Raw genomic sequence first — 20,665 nt, forward strand, 5'->3', positions numbered from 1 at the left:
AAAAGACCATGCATCTCGTGACCTACCGCACGCCGGCAGGCTCCTCCGTCGGCGTTGTCGAGGGCGACGGCATCCTGCGCGTCGCCGACCTCGTGCCCGGCGCGCCCGACGACATGATCGGCGTGATCGAGGCGGGCGAACCGCTTCTGGCGAAGCTGCGCGCGGCGCTGGCCGCGGCACCGGCGGGCGCCCGGCAGCCGCTGGCCTCGGCCGAGCTGCTGTGCCCGATCCCGCAGCCGGGCAAGATCATCTGCCTCGGTCTCAACTACGCGCTCCACGCCAAGGAAGGCGGCAATGCGGTGCCGGACTATCCGGCCTTCTTCATCCGCGCCAATTCCTCGCTGGTGGCGCCGGGCGCGCCGGTGGTGCGCCCGCGCGTTTCCGACAAGCTGGACTATGAGTGCGAGCTGACCATCGTGATCGGCAAGCGCGGCCGCGATATCCCCGAGGAGGAGGCGCTCGGCCATGTCTATGGCTACACGCTGCTCAACGATGTCTCGGTGCGCGACTATCAGCGCAAGACCACGCAATGGTCCGCCGGCAAGAATTTCGACGGCACCGCGCCGGTCGGCCCGGTGATCGCCACTGCCGACGACCTGCCGCCGGGCGCCGACGGGCTGGGCATCCGCACCCGGCTCAACGGGCAGGTGATGCAGGACAGCGACACATCGGACATGGTGTTCAAGGTCGCGCGGACCGTGGCGCTGATGTCGGAGATCATGACCCTCAACCCCGGCGACATCATCGCCACCGGCACGCCCTCGGGCGTCGGCTACGCGCGCAAGCCGCCAGTGTTCATGAAACAGGGCGACGTGGTCGAGGTCGAGGTCGACGGCATCGGCGTGCTGCGCAATCCGGTGATCGACGCGAGCGCGGCGGCATGACGGCGCAGGCTCGCCTCGATTCGACGGCCCGAACCGATGGCGGCCGGGTGCCGGCATCGGCGCTGCGCGTTTTCACGGAGCGCGCCTTCCGGGCGCTCGGCGTGCCGGAGGCCGATGCGCGCACCGTGGCCGGGCTGATGGTCGAGGCGGATCTGCGCGGCTACGACACCCATGGCGTGTTCCGGCTGCGGCAATATGTAAACCGGCTGCGCGATGGGGGTATCACCCCCGCCGCCACCGTCACCACGGTGCGCGAGAGCGCCGCCACCGCGCTGGTCGACGGCGGCAACGGGCTCGGGCATCTCGCCATGAAGGCCGCGACCGAACTCGCCATCGCCAAGGCGCGGGAGGCCGGAATCGGCTGGGTCGGGGTGCGCAATTCCAACCATGCCGGTCCGGCGGCGCTCTATGTGCTGCCGCAGACCCGGCAGGGCATGGCCGGCCTCTGCGCGGCGGTGGGCAGCGCCAACCATGTGGCGCCGTTCGGCGGCAGCGAACTGCTGCTCGGCACCAACCCGCTCGCCATCGCGGTGCCGGCGGGGAGGCAGCCGCCCTTCCTGCTGGACATGGCGACCACCAATGCCGCGATGGGCAAGATCAAGACGCTGGCCCAGCGCGGCGAGACGATGCCGGAAGGCTGGATGGTCGGCCGGGACGGCAAGCCGCTCACCGATCCCAACCGGCGCGACGAGGGGTTCCTGCTGCCGATCGGCGGTGCCAAGGGCTATGGGCTCGCCATGGCGATCGGCCTGCTGGCCGGCGTGATGAACGGTGCTGCCTTCGGCTCCAATGTGGTGGACTTCAGCGCCGACACGACGAGCCCGACCAATACCGGCCAGTTCGTCGCCGCGCTGTCGGTCTCGGCCTTCGCCGACGGCACGGTTTTCGGACAGGCGGTGGACCAGGTGTTCGATGAGATGCGCGCCTGCCCGCCGCTGCCGGGCCATGAGCCTGTCCGCATTCCCGGCGAGGGGCGCGAGGCGCGGGCGGCACGGGACGAGGCGCAGGGGCTCGCGCTGCACCCCAATCTGCTGAAGGAACTCGACGCCATCGCCGGCGAGCTGGGCATCGCCGTTCTCTGAGCGGAAGTGGCGAAACCAATTGATCATTGGATGGGTGAATGCCGCGCAGGACGCTGCGATATCGCCTGTTGGAGCCTTGACGTTTCGCCGAACCCAATATACGACCAAATCATGATTGGTATTAAATGCACGGGAGTGATTGATGAACGCGCCAATTGAGAACGCCGCCTATGTGATCGCGCCCGTCGGCATTCCGACGCTTGGCGTCGAAGGGTCCACCCAGCTTTTCCCGATTCACCGCATCTATTGCGTCGGCCGGAACTATGCCGAGCACGCCATCGAGATGGGCCACGATCCCAACAAGGAGCCGCCGTTCTTCTTCCAGAAGAACCCGGACAATGTGATCGCGGACGGCACCTTTCCCTATCCCGACAAATCCAGCGATGTGCATTTCGAGATCGAGATGCTGGTCGCGATCGGCAAGGGCGGGATCAACATCCCGATCGAGAGCGCGCTCGACCATGTCTGGGGCTATGGCGTCGGTCTCGACATGACCCGCCGCGACCTGCAGGGCGAGGCCAAGAAGCTCGGCCGGCCGTGGGAAGTCGGCAAGGCGTTCGAGGCTTCCGCCCCGTGCTCCGCGCTGGTGCCGGCGAGCCGTATCGGCCACCCGACCGACGGCAAGGTGTGGCTGAACGTCAACGGCAAGCCGCGCCAGGTCGGTGACCTCAACCAGATGATCTGGAAGGTGCCGGAGATGATCTCGTACCTGTCCGGCCTGTTCGAACTCAAGGCCGGCGACATCATCATGTCCGGCACGCCGGCGGGCGTCGGCGCCATCGTGCGCGGCGACCTGATGGAAGGCGGCGTCGATGGCGTCGGCACGCTGACCGCCAAGGTGGTCTGACGCCCGCGCCAGACCCTTCCCGCGTGAAAAGGCACCCGGCGCGGGCTGCGCCGGGTTCGAGACGAACAGACTTCCGACAGGAGCTTGCGGTGGCGAAGATAAAGGTGGCCAACCCCGTGGTCGAACTCGACGGGGACGAGATGACGCGCATCATCTGGGCGCTCATCAAGGACAAGCTGATCCACCCTTATCTCGACGTCGATCTCGAATATTACGACCTGAGCGTCGAGAACCGCGACGCCACCGACGATCAGGTGACCGTCGACGCGGCGCACGCCATCAAGCGCGCCGGTGTGGGCGTGAAATGCGCCACCATCACCCCCGATGAGGGTCGCGTCACCGAGTTCGGCCTCAAGAAGATGTGGCGCTCGCCGAACGGCACGATTCGCAACATCCTCGGCGGCGTCATCTTCCGTGAACCGATCATCGCCAAGAACGTGCCGCGCCTCGTTCCGGGCTGGACCCAGCCGATCATCGTCGGTCGCCACGCCTTCGGCGACCAGTACCGCGCCACCGACTTCAAATTCCCCGGCAAGGGCACGCTGACGGTGAAGTTCGTCGGCGAGGACGGAACGGTGATCGAGCAGGAAGTTTATCAGTCGCCCGGCGCCGGCGTCGCGCTCGCCATGTACAATCTCGACGAGGCCATCGCCGAATTCGCGCGGGCCTCGCTCAATTACGGTCTGGCCCGGCGCTACCCGGTCTATCTCTCGACCAAGGACACCATCCTCAAGCAGTATGACGGGCGGTTCCGCAAGCTGTTCCAGGAGATCTACGAGGCCGAGTTCAAGGCCGAGTTCGAGAAGCACAAGATCTGGTACGAGCACCGGCTGATCGACGACATGGTCGCTTCCGCGCTCAAATGGTCCGGCGGCTATGTCTGGGCCTGCAAGAACTATGATGGCGACGTGCAGTCCGACATCGTGGCGCAGGGCTTCGGTTCGCTCGGGCTCATGACGTCGGTACTGATGACGCCCGATGGCCAGACCATGGAATCGGAAGCCGCCCACGGCACGGTGACCCGCCATTACCGCGAGCACCAGAAGGGCAAGGAGACCTCGACCAACTCCATCGCCTCGATCTTCGCCTGGACCCGCGGCCTTGCGCACCGCGCCAAGCTGGACGGCAATGACGACCTCGCCCATTTCGCGAGCACGCTGGAGAAGGTCTGCGTCGACACGGTGGAGGGCGGCCACATGACCAAGGACCTCGCCTTGCTGGTCGGGCCGGATCAACCCTGGCTGTCGACCACCGGCTTCCTCGACAAGGTGGATGCCGGTCTCAAGCTGGCGATGAAATAGCATTGCGCTTCCCGGTCCGGCCGCGCGCCGGACCGGTTCATCCGATGGACCGGATCAGTTGCGAAGATCGCCGCCGGGTATGAGCGACAGGAGCAGCCCCGCCGCCTCCATGGCGCGCGCGATGCGCTGCATGGCCGGCCAGTCGATGGTGCCGCTGCGGCGCCCGAGATAGATCACCCACGCCTCGTTCGGCACCGCCTCGCCCGGAAAATCGCGCTCGATATGTCGCGCCGCCTGCATCAGGCGCGGCAGGCTCGGCCGCTCGCCGGGCACCTCGCTCTCGTCGAAGCAGTCCTCGCACATCGCCGCCGCCCGTCACCGCTCAAAGCTGAAAACGTCGAAGCCGCGGTCGCGATCGATCACATAGACCACGCCGCGTTCATCGACGTCGACATCGTTGCTCTGCGGGCTGGCATGGCCGGGGGCCGGCGAGGGGATGTAGTGCCCGATCTCGCGCGGGGTTTCCGGCGTCGCGATGTCGATGATGCGCACCCCGCCGGCGAACCAGGTGGCGAACACCAGCGAGCCGATCTGGCGTTCCTGGAACTGATGGCCGCCGAACCGTCCACCGGCGCGCGCATAGGGCGATTCCCGCTCGCTGACATGGAAGGTCGAGACCGGGACCGGCCGGGTCGGGTCGGACACGTCCATCACCCAGAGGAAGCCGTGCGGCTGGCCGGGCACATGGTCGTGCTCCTCGTCGATCATCAGCGCCAGATCGCGTCCGGCGATGGGCTCGGCGAGGCGGAAGAAGGTGTGGGTCGGCTCGGGGAAGGGCGGATGGTAGTTGAACCGCCCGACTGTGCGCGGCGCGGTGATGTCGGAAATGTCGATGACATGGGCGCCGGCATACCAGCAGGCCGCCCACAGCGTGTCGCCCACGCGCAGCGCATGGTGCAGCCGGCAGCGCTGTCCCGGCCAGGACGGCGTCTCGCCGCCCGCCACATGCTGGCCCGGCATGTGCCAGCGCGCGACCTCGCGCGGGCGGGTCGGGTCGGCGAGGTCGTAGATCACCAGTATGTTGCCGACATAGCCCTCCATCTCGGTCGAGATGTAGGCGTAGCGCTCGTCCATGTCGAAGCGGTGCACGCCGATGCCGCCGGTGCGCACCGTGGCGAGGTGGCGGGGATTTGCGGGATCGGCGATGTCCCAGACCCGGAACCCGCCATCCTGATAGCCGCGCGCCAGCCCGGCGCGCAGCGTGTCGAGATCGCCCGGCGCGACGCCGATCTCGGCGGCGATTTCCGCCTCCTGCGGCGGGCGTCCCAGCGTCGCGGCGAGGTCGGCGGTGACGGCGGCAATGCGCTCGCCCTTGCGGAAGAAATGCCGCTTGTGCCGCTCGACATTGGTGATCATCAGGTCGCCGGCGACCTTCACCTTGTGGGTGTGGGAAAAGCCATCGGGCGGGGCGATCCGCGCGACCTGACGCGGGCGGCGCGGGTCGCTCACATCATAGATCGCCGTGCCGTCCGGCGGCGACATATGGCCGATGAAGGCATGGTTGCGGTGGACCACCACCTCGCCCCCGCCCGGAATATCCAGCCGGGCGAGAGGGGTGACATTGGCGCTGTGCAGCACCTCGGGGCGGGACGGGGCGTTCATGCCGCGGCCATCCGCGCGGCGGCGCGGTTGCGGCGCCACTGCACGAAGGAGGGCAGCAGCAGCGAGAGCACCAGCGCCACCCACAGCACATTGCCGACCGTGGAGGAGAAGAACACCCAGGGGTCATTGCCGCTGATCCGCAGCGCGCGCATCACATTGGCTTCCAGCAGCGGACCGAGAATGACGCCGATCAGCAGGGCCACCACGTTGAAGTGCGTCTGCCGGCACAGATAACCGATCGCGCCGAACAGCAGCGTCAACCACAGGTCGAACATGTAGCCGCGCGGCGCGAAGGCACCCACCAGGGTGAAGGCGATGATGATCGGCGCCAGCACCGGCGTCGGGATCAGCACCAGCTTCGAGACATATTTGGTGAGCGGCAGCGTGGTGAACAGCATCACCGCATAGGCGACCAGCATGGTGATGAACACGCCATAGCCGATGCCGGGGTTCTGGATGAACAGGCGCGGGCCGAGCTGGACGCCGTGATAGGTCATCACGATCATCATCACCGCCGCCGTGGTGCCGCCGGGCACGCCGATGACCAGCATGGGAATGAGGTCGCCCGAGGTCACGCCATTATTGGCGGATTCCGGCGCGATCACCCCTTCCGGGATGCCGGTGCCGTATTTTTCCGGCGTCTTGGAGAACAGGCGCGACTGCTGGTAGGCGACGAAGGCGGCGATGGAGGCGCCGGCGCCGGGCACGATGCCGATGACGAGCCCGACAAGGCTGGTCCACACCATGTGCCAGGTGCGGGCGAAGGCCATGGTCACGCCTTCCCAGGTCTGCTTCCAGCTCGCCTTCCGCATCATTTCCAGCCCGCTCTCGTCGAGCACGGAATCGTTCTCCATCATCTTCAGCGCCTCGGAGATGGCGAAGACGCCGATCAGCACCGCGATCAGCGGCACGCCGTCATAGAGTTCGATCATGCCGAAGGTGCCACGCGGCGTGGAGTAGATGTGGTCGGCGCCGATCGCGCCGATCAGCAGGCCGAGGAATCCGGCGATCAACCCCTTGAGCATGTTGTCGGAGGCGACGGAGGCGATCAGCGTGATGCCGAACAGCAGGATCACCACCATCTCGACGCTGTGCATGTAGAAGGCGAGGCGCGCGATATAGGGCAGCAGGAAGATCGACAGTCCCGCCGTCACCACGCCGCCCACGGTGGAGGCGACGAAGGACAGCACCAGCGCCTGCTGCCCCAGCCCTTTCCGGGCCATCGGGTAGCCGTCGAGACAGGTGGCCGCCGCGCCGCCATTGCCGGGAATGTTGAGCAGGATCGAGGTGATGCCGCCGCCCATATGCGAGGCGACGAACAGCGAGACCATGAAGATCATCGCCACCTCGATGTCCACCGCCAGGGTGAAGGGCAGCAGCATGATGATGGTGTTGGCCGAGCCGAAGCCCGGCATGGCGCCGATGATGATGCCGATGGTGGTGGCGATGACGATCAGCCAGAGATAGCTGAAGTTCAGCAGGAACTGATCGGAGAGGACGGCGAAGCTGAGATTCATGACGAGGCTCCCGTCTGCAGCGGTTTTTAGCCGGCTTACAGACCTGTCAGCGCGAAGAACAGGCGCTCGAACGGACCTTGAGGGAAGGCGGTCCGCAGGATGAGGATGAACAGCACGAAGCCGAAGAGCGCGAGGCTGCCGGCGATCAGCGCGGCGCGGCGCGGCGGCATCTTCTGCAGCACGAGGAAGCACAGGAAGAGATAGCCGAAGGTGGAGAGCGTGAATCCCGCATAGGGGATCGCCGCCACCGAGGCGACCGTCAGCAGGAACAGGGTCGCGCGCACCGAGCCCAGCTTGCGGCTCTCATAGAGGCTGCGCCACTCGACGTAATGGGTGCCGCGCGCCAGTCCGATCACGGTGCGCAGGGCGAAGATGCCGATGAGAAGGAACAGCACGACGGCGCAGAACACGCCGCTGACCTTGGCCTCCCAGTCGAGATCCTTGATGGAGATCAGGTAATAGGTTGCGAAGACGGCGCCGAGGATCGGGATGATCCAGTCGGCGCCGGTCGCGACCCTGGCGTCGCGTTGGTCTTTCATGGCGCGTTCCTGCTCGGTGGGCGGGGATCGGACGAAACGGAGGCGAGGTGACGCGTCCCGGCCGCCGACCCCGGGGAGCCGGCGACAGGGCCGCGCATGCGCCTTCGGCCGGGACTTACTTCGAGGCAGTCAGCAGCGGGCGATAGCGTTCGGCCAGCGCCAGATATTCGCGGGCGGACTTGTCGCAGGCGGCGGCATCGCCATAGCGGATGAACTCCCACGGAGTGCCGGCCTTCTCGGCCAGTTCCTTGTATTCCGGGTCGTTGAACACCTGCCGCATGCTCTCGCCGAGCTTCTTCACCCGGTCGGGATGTTCCTGCGCCGCCTTGGTGTGGATCACGATGGCGCGCTGGCCGGACATGGGCGGGATGCTGGTGCCGAACACCTTGTTCACCGGCGGCGCGTCATTGGTCAGCTCCGGCGCCTCATTGGTGGAGTTGAACACGGTGAGAAAGCGGGCCTGGCCGTCGAGGCCGAGCGAGGAGGACAGGAAGGTCGCGCAGCCATCGACCTCGCCGGTGATGGCCGCCGAGCGGGCATGGCCGCCGCCGCCATAGGGGATCATGCGCACCTTCATCCCGGTGGCTTCCGCCAGCGCCAGCGCGCCGATGGTGGACGGATGGGGCAGGCGGCTGGTGGAGAGCGTGATCTCGCGCTTCTTGCCCTCTTCGACCATGTCCTGAATGGTCTTGAACCGGCTGTTGGCGCCGACCCAGATTACGGAATCGTCGACATCCATGCTGCCGAGATAGGTGAAGTCTTCCGGGTATTTGTAGTTCACCTTCTGGGTGGCGTACATGATCATCTCAGGGCCGATATTGCCGACGAGAATGTTGTAGGCGTTGGGCTCGCGCTTGGAGACGAACACCTCGTAGCCGACCTGCCCCGATGCGCCGGGGAAATAGGAATATTCGAAGTTCTGGCCGATATACTTGCTCCACACGCGGTTGAAGGCGCGCGAGGCCTGGTCGACGCCGCCGCCTTCGCCGGTGGGGATCAGCACCTGGATCGGCCGGTCGGGATAGCCGGCGGCGCGGGCGCCGGTCGAGAGCGGGCCGGCCAGCGACCCCGCGAAGGCACCCGCCCCCGCTAGCAGAAGGTGACGTCGATTCAGCGAAAGAGTCATTGTGGCGTTCCTCCAAGCTCGCGCACCCGTCTTCGCGGGTGTCGTGACAACTTCTATACCGATCGGTATTTGGTTTATATTGGTTTAGCGGTGGGGTCAATAGTTGGCGGTCCCGCGGGTGCCGTTCCCGGGCATTTCCGCGCGCGCTCTGCGCCCTTATGGCGTCGATGTACGAAAGTGACGGGCGACCGCCGGCAGAACACGCCCAAGGCGCGGCAACCATTGGTTCATTGGTAAAATCGAGCGCCACCCCGGCACGCGGTACCGCTGCCGGCATGGCCGCGCCGCGCCCGCGTTAACGGCGGAGCGTCGGGGCCTCGTGTTGCCGGCGGGTGGGGCGGGGGGCTGAGCTATTGCCGGTCGAGCAGCTTGCGCTCGACAGTCTGCAGATGCGTGCGCATCGCCGTAGCCGCGCCGGCCATGTCGCGGTGCTCGATGGCGTCGACGATGGCGTCGTGCTCGGCGAAGCTGTGATGATCGGTGAGCGGCTTCAATGGCGCCGAGCGCAGCCGGCCCCAGGTCACCGCGCGCCGCACGGCGTTCAGCGTGTCGAACAGCCCCAGCAGCAGGCTGTTCTGCGTCGCCTCGGCGATGGTGCGGTGAAGGCGGGTGTCCCAGCCTTCATATTGCCGCCAGTTTTCCGCCTGCCGCGAGCGCGTCAGGCACAGCCGCATCTCCGAGATCGCCGAGGGCGTGGCGCTGAAGGCGGCGGCGCGGGCGATTTCCGGCTCGATGGCGATGCGGGTGCGCATCACCTCAGCGGGGTTGGAGCGCCGGGCCAGCGCCTCGATATCGGCGAAGGTATCGAGCGGTCGGCTGCCCATGAAGGTGCCCTTGCCGACATGGCGCCAGAGCTGGCCTTCCGATTCCAGCACATCGAGCGCCTTGCGCAGTTCGGCCCGCGACACGCCGAGCGCGGCGGACAGTTCCCGCTCCGGCGGCAGTCTTCCATCTTCCGGAAGATGCGCCTGGGCGAGAAAGCCCCGGAGCTGGGTGAGAATGCTCTTCTCAGGATGGAGGTCGCTGGAGCCTAGCATGCAAAGTCCAACCAAAACAAGATTGGTTCAGGATATGCTGAGCGCCGGCCCAAACGTCAAGTCATTTCATTCCGCGCGCGCGGCAATGCCCAAAAAATCACCCAATGCAAACCAAAGCATCATTGGTGGCCATCTTCTTGGCCACTAGTCGCGCGTTACGTTGAGATTTCGCCGACTTTTTGCGACGGCTTCTTTCAGGAAAGAATTGCACTATTTAATACAATAAGTACAATACCGGCTCCCCTCTACTAGGAGCCGTGTCCATGTCCCATGCCCGCCTCGCGCCGCGAATGAGCGGTGCCGGCTCGTCGCCGACCGCCGAAATCTCGAACAAGGTCCGCGCCCTTGTCGCGCAGGGCCACAAGGTCGTCAATCTCGGCGAGGGCGAGCTGGACTTTCCCACCCCGCCCGCAATCTGCGAGGCCGGCATCGCCGCCATTCGCGAGGGCGACACCAAGTACACCGCCGTTCCTGGAACAGTGGAGCTCAAGCGCGCCATCCGCGCCAAGTTCGCGCGCGAGAACGGCCTCGTTTATGCCGACAACGAGGTGATCGCCGGGGCCGGAGCCAAGCAGCTCATCTTCAACGCTTTCCTCGCGACGCTGGCGCCGGGCGACGAGGTGATCGTGCCCGCGCCCTATTGGGTGTCCTATCCCGATATGATCCGTCTCGCCGAAGGCGTGCCGGTGATCGTTGCCGCCACGGCGGAGGAGGGCTGGAAGCTCACCCCGGAAAAGCTCGCCGCGGCGCTCACGCCGCGCACCCGCTGGGTGGTGCTGAACTCGCCGAACAATCCCACGGGCGCGGTCTACAGCCACGCGGAGATCAAGGCGCTGACCGACGTGCTGCTCAGCCATCCCGACGTGCTGGTGATGGCGGACGACATCTATGAGCATGTGCGCTTCGACGGCGACTTCGCCACCCCGGCGCAGGTGGAACCGCGCCTGCTCGGGCGCACGTTGACCGTCAACGGCCTGTCCAAGGGCTATTCCATGACCGGCTGGCGTATCGGCTATGCCGGCGGGCCGGCGTGGCTGATCGGCGCGATGCAGGTGCTGCAGTCGCAGAGCACCTCGAACCCTTCCACCATCAGCCAGCGCGCGGCGATCGCGGCGCTGGAGGGCGGGCTGGACTTCATGGCAGGCTGGCTCGACGTGCTGCGCGAGCGGCGCGGCGTCGTGCTGGACATGGTGGCGCGCACGCCGGGTCTTTCCGCCGACATGCCGGACGGGGCGTTCTATGTGTTCGCCGACTGCGGGGGGCTGATCGGCACGCGCACGCCGGACGGCCGGGTGATCGCCAGCGACCTCGATGTCGCGACCTATCTGCTGGACGCCGCCCATGTCGGCGTGGTGCACGGCTCGGCCTTCGGCACGCCGGGCTATCTCCGCATCGCCTATGCGGTGGATACCGATACACTGCGCGCCGCCTGCGCCCGTATCGAGGCGGCCTGTCAGGCCCTGATGCGTCGGGCCGCTGCCTGACCGGAGCGGAGCTGGCAAACAAAAACCCGGCGGAGCGATCCGCCGGGCTTTTCATTTTTTGACCGAGCGCCCTCTCAGGCCAGCGTCACCATGGAGCGCGGGTCGGCGGCGAGGGCCTGCATCATCGCCGTGACTTCCTCAACCGCCGCGCCTTCGAGGTCGCGCAGCGGCGAGCGGACGTGGCCGCCGTCGAAGCCGCGCAGGTTCATGGCGAGCTTCACCATCTGCGGCTGGCCGTGCTTGCGGGCGAGCGCGCGGAACGGATACCAGACCTGATGCAGCTCGCGCGCGGTGCGGGCATCGCCCGCCTCCAGCGCGCGATAGGTCGCGAGGATCAACTCCGGCAGCGCGCAGGAATTGGTCGAGGAGATGCCGTCGAAGCCGGCCATCATCGGGCCGAGGAAGGCGAGGTCCGAGGCGCAGAACAGCTTCAGCTTGCCGCCGAGGCGGTTGGCGATGCGGTCGATCGGCGTCACCGACAGGTCGCCCTGCTTGATGCCGACCGCGCCCTCGATGGTCGCGAGCTGTTCGATGACGTCCGGCTGCAGCGTGATGCCGATGCCGGGCGCGTTGTAGATCAGGATGCCGGTCTTCGACACCGGCGCCATCTCCTTGAAGAAGGCGACGATCTGGCCGTCGGTGACCTCCGAGACGAAGGGCGGGGTGACCATGGGCAGCCCGCCGAGATCGCCGGCGAGCTGCGTGAGGTCGCGCACCGTGCGGGCGTCCGAGCCGGCCGAGCACAGCATCACCGGCACCCGGTCGCCGACCACGTCCATCGAGGCGCGGAACAGTTCCGCGCGCTCATCGGTCGACATGGCGGGAAACTCGCCATAGGTGCCACCGATCAGGATGCCGTCGAAGCCGAGCCCGATGACGCGCTCGATGGAACGGGCAAGGCCGGCCTTGTCGAGCGCGCCGTCGGCGGTGAACGGGGTGACGGTGATGTTGAATATGCCGGAAAGCCGTTCCCGGCTTTCGGTGATGTCCTTCATGACGGGTACTCTTGGAGTGCGGGATCAGGCGATCTGGACCAGGGCGCGGTCGAGCGTGCCGAGCACGCGGCAGCCGGTTTCGGTGACGACGATGGTCTCGCTGACGCCGACGGTGAAGCGGCCATAGATGCGCAGCGCCGGTGGCAGGTGGAAGGTCATGCCGGGCTGGAGCTCGGTCTTCACGCCGGCATTGAGGCTGAGAATGCCGCCCTCGCCCCAGTCGGGCGCGAAGGAAATGCCGACGCTGTAGCCGAGGCGCTTGCGGAAATTGTCGGTGTAGCCGGCGGCGTCGATCACCTTCTGGCAGGCGATGTGCGGCACCTCGCAGGCGACGCCGGGCTTGATGGCGTCGAGCGAGACCGCCAGCGCTTCCTGGCAGACCTTCATCATGTCCAGCGCCTCGGCCGGCGGCGTGCCGATCCAGGCCGAGCGCATCAGCGCGGCGTGGTAGCGGTCGTGCACCGCCGCCATTTCCAGGAAGGCGGGATCGCCGGCCTGCAGTTCGCGGCGCTTCCAGGTGCCGTGCGGCACGCCCGAGCGCGGGCCGGAGGAGACCAGCGGCTCCATGCCCATATATTCCGAGCCGGCCTCGATCGCCGCGCCCATCATCGCGGCCACGATGTCGTTCTCGGTATTGCCGGCGCGCACGGCGGCAAGGCCGGCACGCAGGCCGGCATCGACATAGGTCGCGGCGATGGCGAGCTTCTCCACCTCCAGCGGCGACTTCACCATGCGCAGCTTCTCGACCACGCCGGCGGCGTCGTGCACCGTGCCGAGCGCGGCGATCAGCGTCTCATAGGTGGCGATCGGCAGGAACCAGCCGCGCTTGTCGATGGCGACGCGCTTGCCCTTCAGCCCCTTCGCCTCGATCAGCGACATCAGCACCCGAACCGGATCATCGGTGTCCTGATAAATCACGGCGTCGGTGATGTAGGTGTTGGCGGTGAAGTTGAAGAATTCGAGCTGGCGCACCACGAACACCGGGTCGCCGTCGACCGGCAGCAGCAGCGCCTGGAAGGTGTAGTAGCCGGGCGTCTGCTGGCCGGTGAGATAGAAGATGTTTTCCGGCCCGGTGACGATCATCACGTCGATGCCGGCCTCGGCGAGTCCGGCGCGCGCCTTGGCGACGCGGGCGTCGTATTCGGCCTTGGGGAAGGCGGATTCCTGTCCCTGGACCACACCGTAAGTAGCGGTCATGTCACGAAAACTCCCTGATGAGATGCGTGCGCGACGCATCGAAGCGAAGACCGAAGCCGGGGGCCTGTGGCGCGCGCACCATGCCCTCGTGATAGACGAGGCCGGAGGCGGGGTCGTCGACCAGCCCATCGGCGCCATAGAGCTCGGAAAAGCGCGGGCGCGCCGCAACGGCGAGATGGAGCGCGGCGCTGGTGGCGAGAGCGCCCTCGTTCATCTGGCCGATCATGAACGGGACATGCGCCTCGTTCAGCAGCCGCGCGCCCTGCAGCGTCGGGGCGATGCCGCCGAGCTTGACCAGCTTGAGATGGGCCATCAGCCCGTTGCCGGCCGCGATGATGCGGCGCACATCGTCGAGCCCCGTCACGCTCTCGTCGAGCATGACCGGGATCGGCGTCGCGCTCGCGAGGCGGTCGAGCGCGTCCCAGTCGCCGGGGGCGATCGGCTGTTCGACATAGGCCAGCCCGAAGGGCGCGAGCGCGCCGAGATTGGCCAGCGCCTCGTCCAGCGTCCATGAGCCATTGGCGTCGGCGGCGAGCTTGAGGCCATCGCCGAAGCGCTCGCGGAGCAGGGCGACCCGCCGCAAATCTTCCTCGAAGGCGCCAGCGCCGATCCGCACCTTCAGGTCGCGGAAGCCGCGCGCGACATAGGCCGCCGCCTGTTCGAGGAAGGTCTCGTCGCTGGAGATGAACAGGGTCTGGTTGGTGGCGCGGGCGATTGGCTCGCCGTCCGGCGCGCCAAGCAGGGTGGCAAGCGGCACGCCGGCCTGCTTTGCTGCCAGATCGTGCAGCGCGCTGTCGATCAGCGTGCGCACCGGGGCGCTGGCCTCGCTGAAGGCGGCGGGCGGCAGGGTGAGCAGGGACGCGGCGCCGGCCTCGAAATCAATCCGGCCGACGACATCGACCGCCTCGGCCAGCACCGCCTCGGCCTCCAGCCCGTTGAGATAGGCGATGTTGAGCCGCACCTCGCCGACCGCCACCACGGTTCCGGTCTCGAGCCGCAGATACAGCGTGTCGAGCCCGGCGATGCGCCCGGAGGAGGCGGTGTGGAGCACCAGCCCGCCGCCATAGGTGAGCAAAGCGCGATGAAGGGAAACGCGCATGGCTCAGGCCGTCAGCAGGTTGCGGGCGATGTCGCGGTAGATCAGGCTCGACGTCACGAACTCGTCCACCGGCACGAATTCGTCGGCCTTGTGCGCCACGGAGAGCGAGCCGGGGCCGATCACCACGCCCTCCGCGCCGGTGGAGCGGAAATGCACGAGGTCGCAGGCGCCCTGAAAGCCGAACGGGCCGGAGTTCGTTATGCCGTGGGCGCGGCAGGCGGCAAGGCTCGCCTGCACCACCGGGCGGTCGACGGCGGTCTCGGTCGCCCCGCCGGTGGTCGGCTTCCATTCCACGATCTCGGCGCGCAGGCCGGTCAGCTCATGGGCACGCGTCAGCAGCGCGGCGATGTCGGCCTTCACCTGCTCCTCGTCCTCGCCGGGCACCAGCCGGCGGTCGAGCAGCAATTCGCAGGCGCCGGGCAGCACATTGTCGGCATGGCCGCCATGAATGCGCGTGACGGTGAGGCTCGCCCCGCCCACCAGCGGATGGCTGCGGTGGCGGATGTCGGTTTCGTGGGCCTGCGCGACCAGCGCCAGCAATTCGCCGGCCCGGAGAATCGCGTTCTCGCCCAGATGCGGCGAGCCGGAATGGGCGGGCACGCCGAGCACCCGCACCAGCGGGCGCAGGCTGCCCTTATGGGCGGAATAGACCGTGTTCGAGGTCGGCTCGCCGACCACGGCATAGTCGATTTTGGGCTTGCGCGAGGCATAGAGCTTGGCGCCCTCGCTGGCGATCTCCTCGTCGCCGACGAACACGGCGAGCAGCGTGCCGGACCAGCTCGCGCGGTCGCTCGCGAGCATGCGCACCGCCTCCAGCATGGCGGCGAGCGGGCCCTTGCAATCACAGGCGCCGCGGCCATAGAGGTTGCCGTCGGCCTCGCGCAGTTTGAACGGATCGGAGCTCCAGCCGTCCCCGGCGGGCACCACGTCCATATGGGTGTTGAAGGCGAAGACCGGGCCCGGCCCGTTCACCAGCTTCGCCTCGATGTTCACCCGGCCCGGCTTATACTCGTCGAGCGCGATCTCGAAGCCGAGAGGGGCGAGCACGTCGCGGATATAGAGCGCGGCATCGATCTCGCGGCCCGGCGGATTCTCGGTGCGCAGCGCCACGAGCGCGGCGAGCTCGCGCTTCATGCGGGCGATGTCCGGGGCGGCGGAGACGGGGTTCAGCATGGCGGCACTCTTCTTCAGGGAACGCGGGTCTCAGTGCAGGATCTGGTCGAGGAAGCGGCGGGCGCGCTCATTGACCTCGCCGCCGAAGAAGGCGTCGCTCGGCGCGGTCTCGACGATGCGGCCGTCTTCCATGAACACGATCTTGTCGGCGGCCCGGCGCGCGAAGCCCATCTCATGGGTGACGACGAGGCTGGTCATGCCCTCAGCCGAGAGGTCGGCCATCACGTCCAGCACCTCGCGGATCATCTCGGGATCGAGCGCGGAGGTCGGCTCGTCATAGAGCATCAGCTTGGGTTTCATCGCGAGCGCGCGGGCGATGGCGACGCGCTGCTGCTGGCCGCCGGAAAGCTCGTCCGGAAAGGCCTCGGCCTTTTCCGGGATCCGCACCTTGCCGAGCAGTTCCCCCGCCAGGTCATGGGCGTCCGCCCGCGACAGGCCGAGCACCTTCATCGGCGCCAGCATGATGTTCTCGGCGGCCGAGAGGTGCTGGAACAGCTCGAAATTCTGGAACACCATGCCGATGTCGCGGCGGATGCGCGGGGCATTGCCGAGGTCGCGGGTGATGTTGGCGCCCTCGAAGAAGACGTCGCCGCTGTCGGCCGGCTCCAGCAGGTTCACGCAGCGCAGCAGCGTGGACTTGCCCGAACCGGAGGGGCCGATCAGCACGACGGTCTCGCCGCGCGCCACGTCGAGCGAGCAGCCCTTGAGCGCATGGAAATGGCCGAAGCGCTTCTCGACGCCGATGATTTCCAGAAGCCGGGCGTCAGTGGCGGGGGTCGGGCGGGCGATCGGGTCAGCGGACATCGGCGCTCTCCGTGGCGGTGAGCAGGCGGTCGAGCAGCGGGCGCTTCTCGCCGGCGCGGCGGCGCTTCTTGGGGTCGAGATTGCGCTCCATGAGCGCCTGCAGGATCATGAAGATGGTGGTGAGCGCCAGATAATAGACGCCGGCGGCGGTGAGCGCCTCCAGGTAGCGGAACGAGGCGCTGGCGGCCTGGTTGGCGACCAGCAGCAGTTCCTCCACCGCGATGACCGAGACCAGCGCGGAGGTCTTGAGCATGCCGATCATCTGGTTGCCCATGGGCGGCAGCACGATACGCGCGGCCTGCGGCAGCACGATCCAGCGCATCACCTGCGACCGGGTGAGACCGAGCGCGAGGCCGGCGGTGCGCTGGCCCTTCTTCACCGCGTCGAGGCCGGAGCGCAGGATCTCCGCCATGTAGGCCCCCTCGTTCAGCGCGAGGGCGATCACGGCGGAGACGAAGGCGGACAGCCTGATGCCGAAGGTCGGCAGCACGTTGTAGATGAAGATGATCTGGAACAGCACCGGGGTGCCGCGGAACATCCAGACATAGAACAGGGTGAACAGTTGCAGGGGGCGCCACCGCGTCTCCTGCATCAGCGCGATGACGAGACCGGCCAGGACGCCGAACAGGAGCGCGGTGACGGTGATGAGCAGCGTCAGCAGCGCGCCGTGGAAGAAGGCGGGCGAGACGATGTACTCGACCACCATATCGAATGACATCATGCGCCTGTGTCTCCTCGCATTTCGGCGTCCGGGCGGGCGATCACTTGAAGATGGCGACCGAGGCGGGCAGGTCCCACTTCTTGATCAGGGCGGCGTAGGTGCCGTCGGCGACGATCTCGGCCAGCGCGGCCTTGAGCGCGTCCTGCATCGCGGTGTCGCCCTTGCGGGTGGCCATGCCGATCGAGGTGTTGGCTTCGAATTCCTCGCCGACCGGCTCGAACACGCCCGGCAGTTCCTGCCGCAGCTTCACCGCGCCGGGGGTCGAGTCGTAATAGGCGTCGGCGCGGCCCTGGCGCAGGGTGAGGGCGGAATCCTGCGCGGTGGGAAGGGTCAGCACCTTCACGCCCGCCAGCCCCTTGTCGGTGCAGCGCTTGTCGTCGGCGCGGGCCTGGCTCTCCTGGATGCCGCCCAGCGTGACGGCGACGATCTTGCCACACAGGCTGTCGTCGCGGCCGGTGATCTTGGCCGGGTTGCCGGCCTGGACGATCACCATGTTGCCGATCTTGAGATAGGGCACGAAGTCGACCTGCTCGGCGCGGGCCGGGTTCATGTACATGGCGGAGTTGATGATATCGATCCGGCCGCCGAGCAGCGCCGGGATCAGGCCCTTGAACTCCATGTTCATGGCCTTGGGGGTGGTGTTCAGCTTCTTGGCGAGCGCGTCGATCAGGTCGATGTCGAAGCCGGTGAGCTTGCCGTCCTTCTGGAACTCGAAGGGCGAGAAGGTGGCGGCGACGCCATAGGTCAGCGCGCCCGCCTCGACCAGGCCGGTCTTGGGCATCTCGGCGGCGCTGGCGCCGTGCATCAGGCCGAGCGGAAGGACGAGGGCGGCGATGAAGGTGCGAAACATGTTGGTCCCCTGTGTGATCTGGAAGGGTCCGGCCATTCAGCCGTCTTATGGGGTAAATTGCACTTTATGACGCTAATTATACAAATCGACAGGCCGTGACTGTCAAGCACGTCGGAGGTCTGGCTGCGCACAAATTTTGGACGTATGATGGTGAAAAATCAGACTTAGGTAAGGCCGGCGGAGCTGCCGCCTGGTGAAACAGCTGGTTTTCTTCACGCGATGCGGGGTCGGCGCTGGTGCCGGGGCTTGCCGCGCGGCGCCGGTGTATTGTATGATAGGGTGTATTTCATACAAACATGGTGTGCGATGGCGCGGGCGTCCAGCCAGAACCGGTATCGTCTGGCGAACCAGATTCTCGAAGTCGTGCGGGAGGGCCGTTTCGAGGTCGGTCACCATTTGCGCGAGCAGCAGTTCGGCGACCTGCTTCAGGTCTCGCGCACCCCGGTGCGCGCCGCGCTGGCGCTGCTGGCCGAGCATGGTGTCGTGGAGGCGCGGCGCAACCAGGGCTTCTTCCTCAAGGCGACGCCGGAGGAACTGCGCCGGCTGACCATAGAGGTGCCGGCCACCGCCGATCAGGACCTTTACACCGACATCGTGCGCGACCGCCTCGCCGGCCTGCTGCCGGTGTCGTTCACCCAGGCCGAGATTGCCCGGCGCTACGATGTCGACCGCGCCTTGCTCCAGCGTACCCTGTCGCGGCTGGTCGATGACGGGCTGCTGGAGCGCAATGCCGGGCGCGGCTGGACCTTCCTGCCCACGCTCGACACCGGGCAGGCGTTGCAGGGCAGCTATGATTTCCGCCGCATCATCGAGCCGCAGGGCCTGATGCTGGCGACCTTCAAGGCCGATCCGGCGCTGCTGGAGCGCCTGCGGATCCAGCACCTGTTCCTTGAGACCCATCCGCGCATCGCCACCGTCGATGCGCGCCAGATCTTCGACACCGACGCCCATTTCCACGAGACCATTGCCAGCTTCAGCGGCAATGTGTTCCTGCTGCAGGCGATCCAGCAGCAGAACCGGCTGCGGCGGCTTCTGGAGTTCGGCGGCTATGTGAACCGGCGCCGCGTGCGCGACTGGTGCCGCGAGCATCTGGCGATCATCGACGCGGTGGCGGCGGGCGACAATGCCCGCGCGGCCGAGGTGATGGGCATGCATCTGCGCAACGCCTTCTCCGCCGCGCCGAGCTTCACGGCCGAGACGGGCCGCGGCTAGCTGCCTTCGCGTTCGACGTCGCATCCGCCCTCGCAGCTCAGCGCGCGGACGGGTCGAGCGAGACCGGCAGGCGGCCGAGCCGCTCGCAGCCCTCGCCGGTGACGAGGAAGGTCTCGCCCGGCGCGACGTTGCGCTCGCCCTCGGTGACGACCATGTGCAGGAAGATGACCATGCCTTCCTCCACCAGCGCCGGGTTGTCGCGATAGACCATCGGCCAGTCCATCCAGTTCGGCGAGAAGGTGGTGCCGAGGCTGTAGCCGCAGGCGTTCAGCCGGTTCGTCGCGCCGCCGAAGCCGGCGCCTTCCAGCGCGCCGGTATAGGCCTTGAAGATGTCGCCATAGGTCGCGCCGGGGCGGATCGCGGCGCGGCACGCGTCCAGCGCGAGGAGGCCGACATCGTGGAGATGGGCGAGGCGCGCATCCCACGCCCCGACCCGATAGGTGCGCATCAGCGCGGAGTGATAGTGCCGGAACACGCCGGCGAACTCGATGGCGAGGGTGTCGTCGGCCTCCAGCCGCCGTCGGCCGGAGACATAGCGGCCGAGATTCTGCCCGGGCCCGGAGCCGATGATGAACTCGTTGCCGGAATAATCGCCATCGCCCGCCAGCACGGTCGCCTGCAGCGCGGCGAGGATGTCGCCTTCCCACGCGTTCGGCTTGATCAGCGGCAGCGCTGCTTCCAGCGCGGCGTCGGCGAGTTCGGCCGCCTTGCGCACATAGGGAATTTCCGCCCGCCGCTTCACCGCGCGCTGCCGCGTCACCAGGTCAGAGGCGTCGACGAGTTCGCAGAACCCGTCCATCGCCGCGCTCAGCCGGTGGCCATTGGCGGCGGTGAGGCCGTAGGCGTCCCATTCCACGCCGAGCCGCTCGCCCTTGGCGCCGTATTCGGCGAGGATGTCGCGCAGCTCGACCGCCGGCTGGGCGTTTGGCCCGTCGACCCAGACCCGCACATCCTCCAGCATCGAGGTGTAGGCGGCGGCCCGGAGATCGGGCGAGCGGGTGAGCAGCGTCATCCGCCCGTCGGCGCTCAGATAGAGGCACTGGAAGAACACGTAGCCGAAGGTGTCGTAGCCGGTGAGGTAATACATGCTCTCCTGCCGGAACATCAGCAGTCCGGCGAGGCCACGCTGCTTCAGCCCGGCGCAGGTGATGGCGCGGCGCTCGGCCAGTTCCTCAAGCGTGAAATGCAGCGGCAT

20 protein-coding genes are annotated in these 20,665 nt (G+C 67.2%); 6 read left to right on the forward strand and 14 right to left on the reverse strand.

Annotated elements, in window-relative coordinates; all coding sequences use genetic code 11:
• Positions 1 to 8 precede the first annotated feature (8 nt).
• From VRZ77_RS10605 to VRZ77_RS10620, 4 genes are all read left to right on the forward strand, one after another.
• Complete coding sequence (locus VRZ77_RS10605) at positions 9 to 884, forward strand: fumarylacetoacetate hydrolase family protein (protein WP_414592619.1); 876 nt, start codon at positions 9 to 11, stop codon at positions 882 to 884.
• The gene (locus VRZ77_RS10610) at positions 881 to 1,966 is read left to right on the forward strand and encodes an Ldh family oxidoreductase (RefSeq protein ID WP_414592620.1); all 1,086 of its coding nucleotides are present in this window, start codon (positions 881 to 883) and stop codon (positions 1,964 to 1,966) included. The genes VRZ77_RS10605 and VRZ77_RS10610 overlap by 4 nt, the downstream gene beginning before the upstream one ends.
• A 142-nt stretch (positions 1,967 to 2,108) precedes the next feature.
• Positions 2,109 to 2,813 carry a fumarylacetoacetate hydrolase family protein gene (locus tag VRZ77_RS10615; protein WP_414592621.1) on the forward strand — a complete coding sequence of 235 codons (705 nt, stop codon included), beginning with the start codon at positions 2,109 to 2,111 and terminating at the stop codon, positions 2,811 to 2,813.
• A gap of 89 nt (positions 2,814 to 2,902) precedes the next feature.
• Positions 2,903 to 4,114, forward strand: coding sequence for an NADP-dependent isocitrate dehydrogenase (locus VRZ77_RS10620; RefSeq protein WP_414592622.1), 1,212 nt, complete (start codon positions 2,903 to 2,905; stop codon positions 4,112 to 4,114).
• Positions 4,115 to 4,168: 54 nt separating this feature from the next.
• Here VRZ77_RS10620 and VRZ77_RS10625 read toward each other — a convergent pair whose 3' ends face one another.
• The 6 genes from VRZ77_RS10625 to VRZ77_RS10650 form a co-directional block, all read right to left on the reverse strand.
• On the reverse strand, positions 4,169 to 4,417 hold the full coding sequence (locus VRZ77_RS10625) for a hypothetical protein (RefSeq protein ID WP_414592623.1): 249 nt from the start codon (positions 4,415 to 4,417) through the stop codon (positions 4,169 to 4,171).
• 12 nt (positions 4,418 to 4,429) lie between these two features.
• Positions 4,430 to 5,716, reverse strand: coding sequence for an RNA polymerase subunit sigma-70 (locus VRZ77_RS10630; protein ID WP_414592624.1), 1,287 nt, complete (start codon positions 5,714 to 5,716; stop codon positions 4,430 to 4,432).
• Entirely contained in the window at positions 5,713 to 7,233 is a 1,521-nt protein-coding gene (locus tag VRZ77_RS10635) for a tripartite tricarboxylate transporter permease (protein WP_414592625.1), read from the reverse strand. The genes VRZ77_RS10630 and VRZ77_RS10635 overlap by 4 nt, the downstream gene beginning before the upstream one ends.
• Positions 7,234 to 7,268: 35 nt before the next feature.
• Positions 7,269 to 7,772 carry a hypothetical protein gene (locus tag VRZ77_RS10640; protein WP_414592626.1) on the reverse strand — a complete coding sequence of 168 codons (504 nt, stop codon included), beginning with the start codon at positions 7,770 to 7,772 and terminating at the stop codon, positions 7,269 to 7,271.
• A 115-nt stretch (positions 7,773 to 7,887) separates the two neighbouring features.
• A complete protein-coding gene (locus VRZ77_RS10645; protein ID WP_414592627.1) occupies positions 7,888 to 8,898 on the reverse strand; it encodes a Bug family tripartite tricarboxylate transporter substrate binding protein in 1,011 nt (336 codons plus the stop codon).
• A gap of 350 nt (positions 8,899 to 9,248) precedes the next feature.
• Entirely contained in the window at positions 9,249 to 9,935 is a 687-nt protein-coding gene (locus VRZ77_RS10650; RefSeq protein WP_414592628.1) for a FadR/GntR family transcriptional regulator, read from the reverse strand.
• Between the two features lie 263 nt (positions 9,936 to 10,198).
• Between VRZ77_RS10650 and VRZ77_RS10655 the strand changes: the two genes are divergently transcribed.
• Positions 10,199 to 11,419 (forward strand): pyridoxal phosphate-dependent aminotransferase, encoded by a 1,221-nt coding sequence (locus tag VRZ77_RS10655; protein ID WP_414592629.1) that lies wholly within the window; start codon positions 10,199 to 10,201, stop codon positions 11,417 to 11,419.
• A gap of 74 nt (positions 11,420 to 11,493) precedes the next feature.
• Here the strand turns inward: VRZ77_RS10655 and VRZ77_RS10660 are convergent, their stop codons facing one another.
• The 7 genes from VRZ77_RS10660 to VRZ77_RS10690 are packed head-to-tail and all read right to left on the reverse strand — an operon-like array spanning position 11,494 to position 18,258.
• The gene (locus tag VRZ77_RS10660; protein ID WP_414592630.1) at positions 11,494 to 12,414 is read right to left on the reverse strand and encodes a dihydrodipicolinate synthase family protein; all 921 of its coding nucleotides are present in this window, start codon (positions 12,412 to 12,414) and stop codon (positions 11,494 to 11,496) included.
• A gap of 24 nt (positions 12,415 to 12,438) precedes the next feature.
• Complete coding sequence (locus VRZ77_RS10665) at positions 12,439 to 13,611, reverse strand: M24 family metallopeptidase (RefSeq protein WP_414592631.1); 1,173 nt, start codon at positions 13,609 to 13,611, stop codon at positions 12,439 to 12,441.
• Position 13,612: 1 nt separating this feature from the next.
• Positions 13,613 to 14,710 (reverse strand): mandelate racemase/muconate lactonizing enzyme family protein, encoded by a 1,098-nt coding sequence (locus VRZ77_RS10670; protein ID WP_414592632.1) that lies wholly within the window; start codon positions 14,708 to 14,710, stop codon positions 13,613 to 13,615.
• Between the two features lie 3 nt (positions 14,711 to 14,713).
• Positions 14,714 to 15,883 (reverse strand): M20 family metallopeptidase, encoded by a 1,170-nt coding sequence (locus tag VRZ77_RS10675; protein ID WP_414592633.1) that lies wholly within the window; start codon positions 15,881 to 15,883, stop codon positions 14,714 to 14,716.
• 30 nt (positions 15,884 to 15,913) lie between these two features.
• A complete protein-coding gene (locus tag VRZ77_RS10680) occupies positions 15,914 to 16,687 on the reverse strand; it encodes an amino acid ABC transporter ATP-binding protein (RefSeq protein ID WP_414592634.1) in 774 nt (257 codons plus the stop codon).
• Entirely contained in the window at positions 16,677 to 17,408 is a 732-nt protein-coding gene (locus VRZ77_RS10685; RefSeq protein ID WP_241621862.1) for an amino acid ABC transporter permease, read from the reverse strand. The genes VRZ77_RS10680 and VRZ77_RS10685 overlap by 11 nt, the downstream gene beginning before the upstream one ends.
• Positions 17,409 to 17,448: 40 nt before the next feature.
• Positions 17,449 to 18,258: an ABC transporter substrate-binding protein gene (locus VRZ77_RS10690; protein WP_414592635.1), complete on the reverse strand. Its 810-nt coding sequence runs from the start codon at positions 18,256 to 18,258 to the stop codon at positions 17,449 to 17,451.
• Positions 18,259 to 18,564: 306 nt separating this feature from the next.
• On the opposite strand from VRZ77_RS10690, the gene VRZ77_RS10695 reads away from it, so the two are divergent.
• Positions 18,565 to 19,470, forward strand: a complete 906-nt coding sequence (locus VRZ77_RS10695; RefSeq protein WP_414592636.1) for an FCD domain-containing protein — start codon at positions 18,565 to 18,567, stop codon at positions 19,468 to 19,470.
• Positions 19,471 to 19,507: 37 nt separating this feature from the next.
• Here the strand turns inward: VRZ77_RS10695 and VRZ77_RS10700 are convergent, their stop codons facing one another.
• The gene (locus VRZ77_RS10700; protein ID WP_414592637.1) at positions 19,508 to 20,665 is read right to left on the reverse strand and encodes a M24 family metallopeptidase; all 1,158 of its coding nucleotides are present in this window, start codon (positions 20,663 to 20,665) and stop codon (positions 19,508 to 19,510) included.

The sequence above is a fragment of the Ancylobacter sp. G4_0304 genome (assembly GCF_047501495.1).
GTDB lineage: Bacteria > Pseudomonadota > Alphaproteobacteria > Rhizobiales > Xanthobacteraceae > Ancylobacter.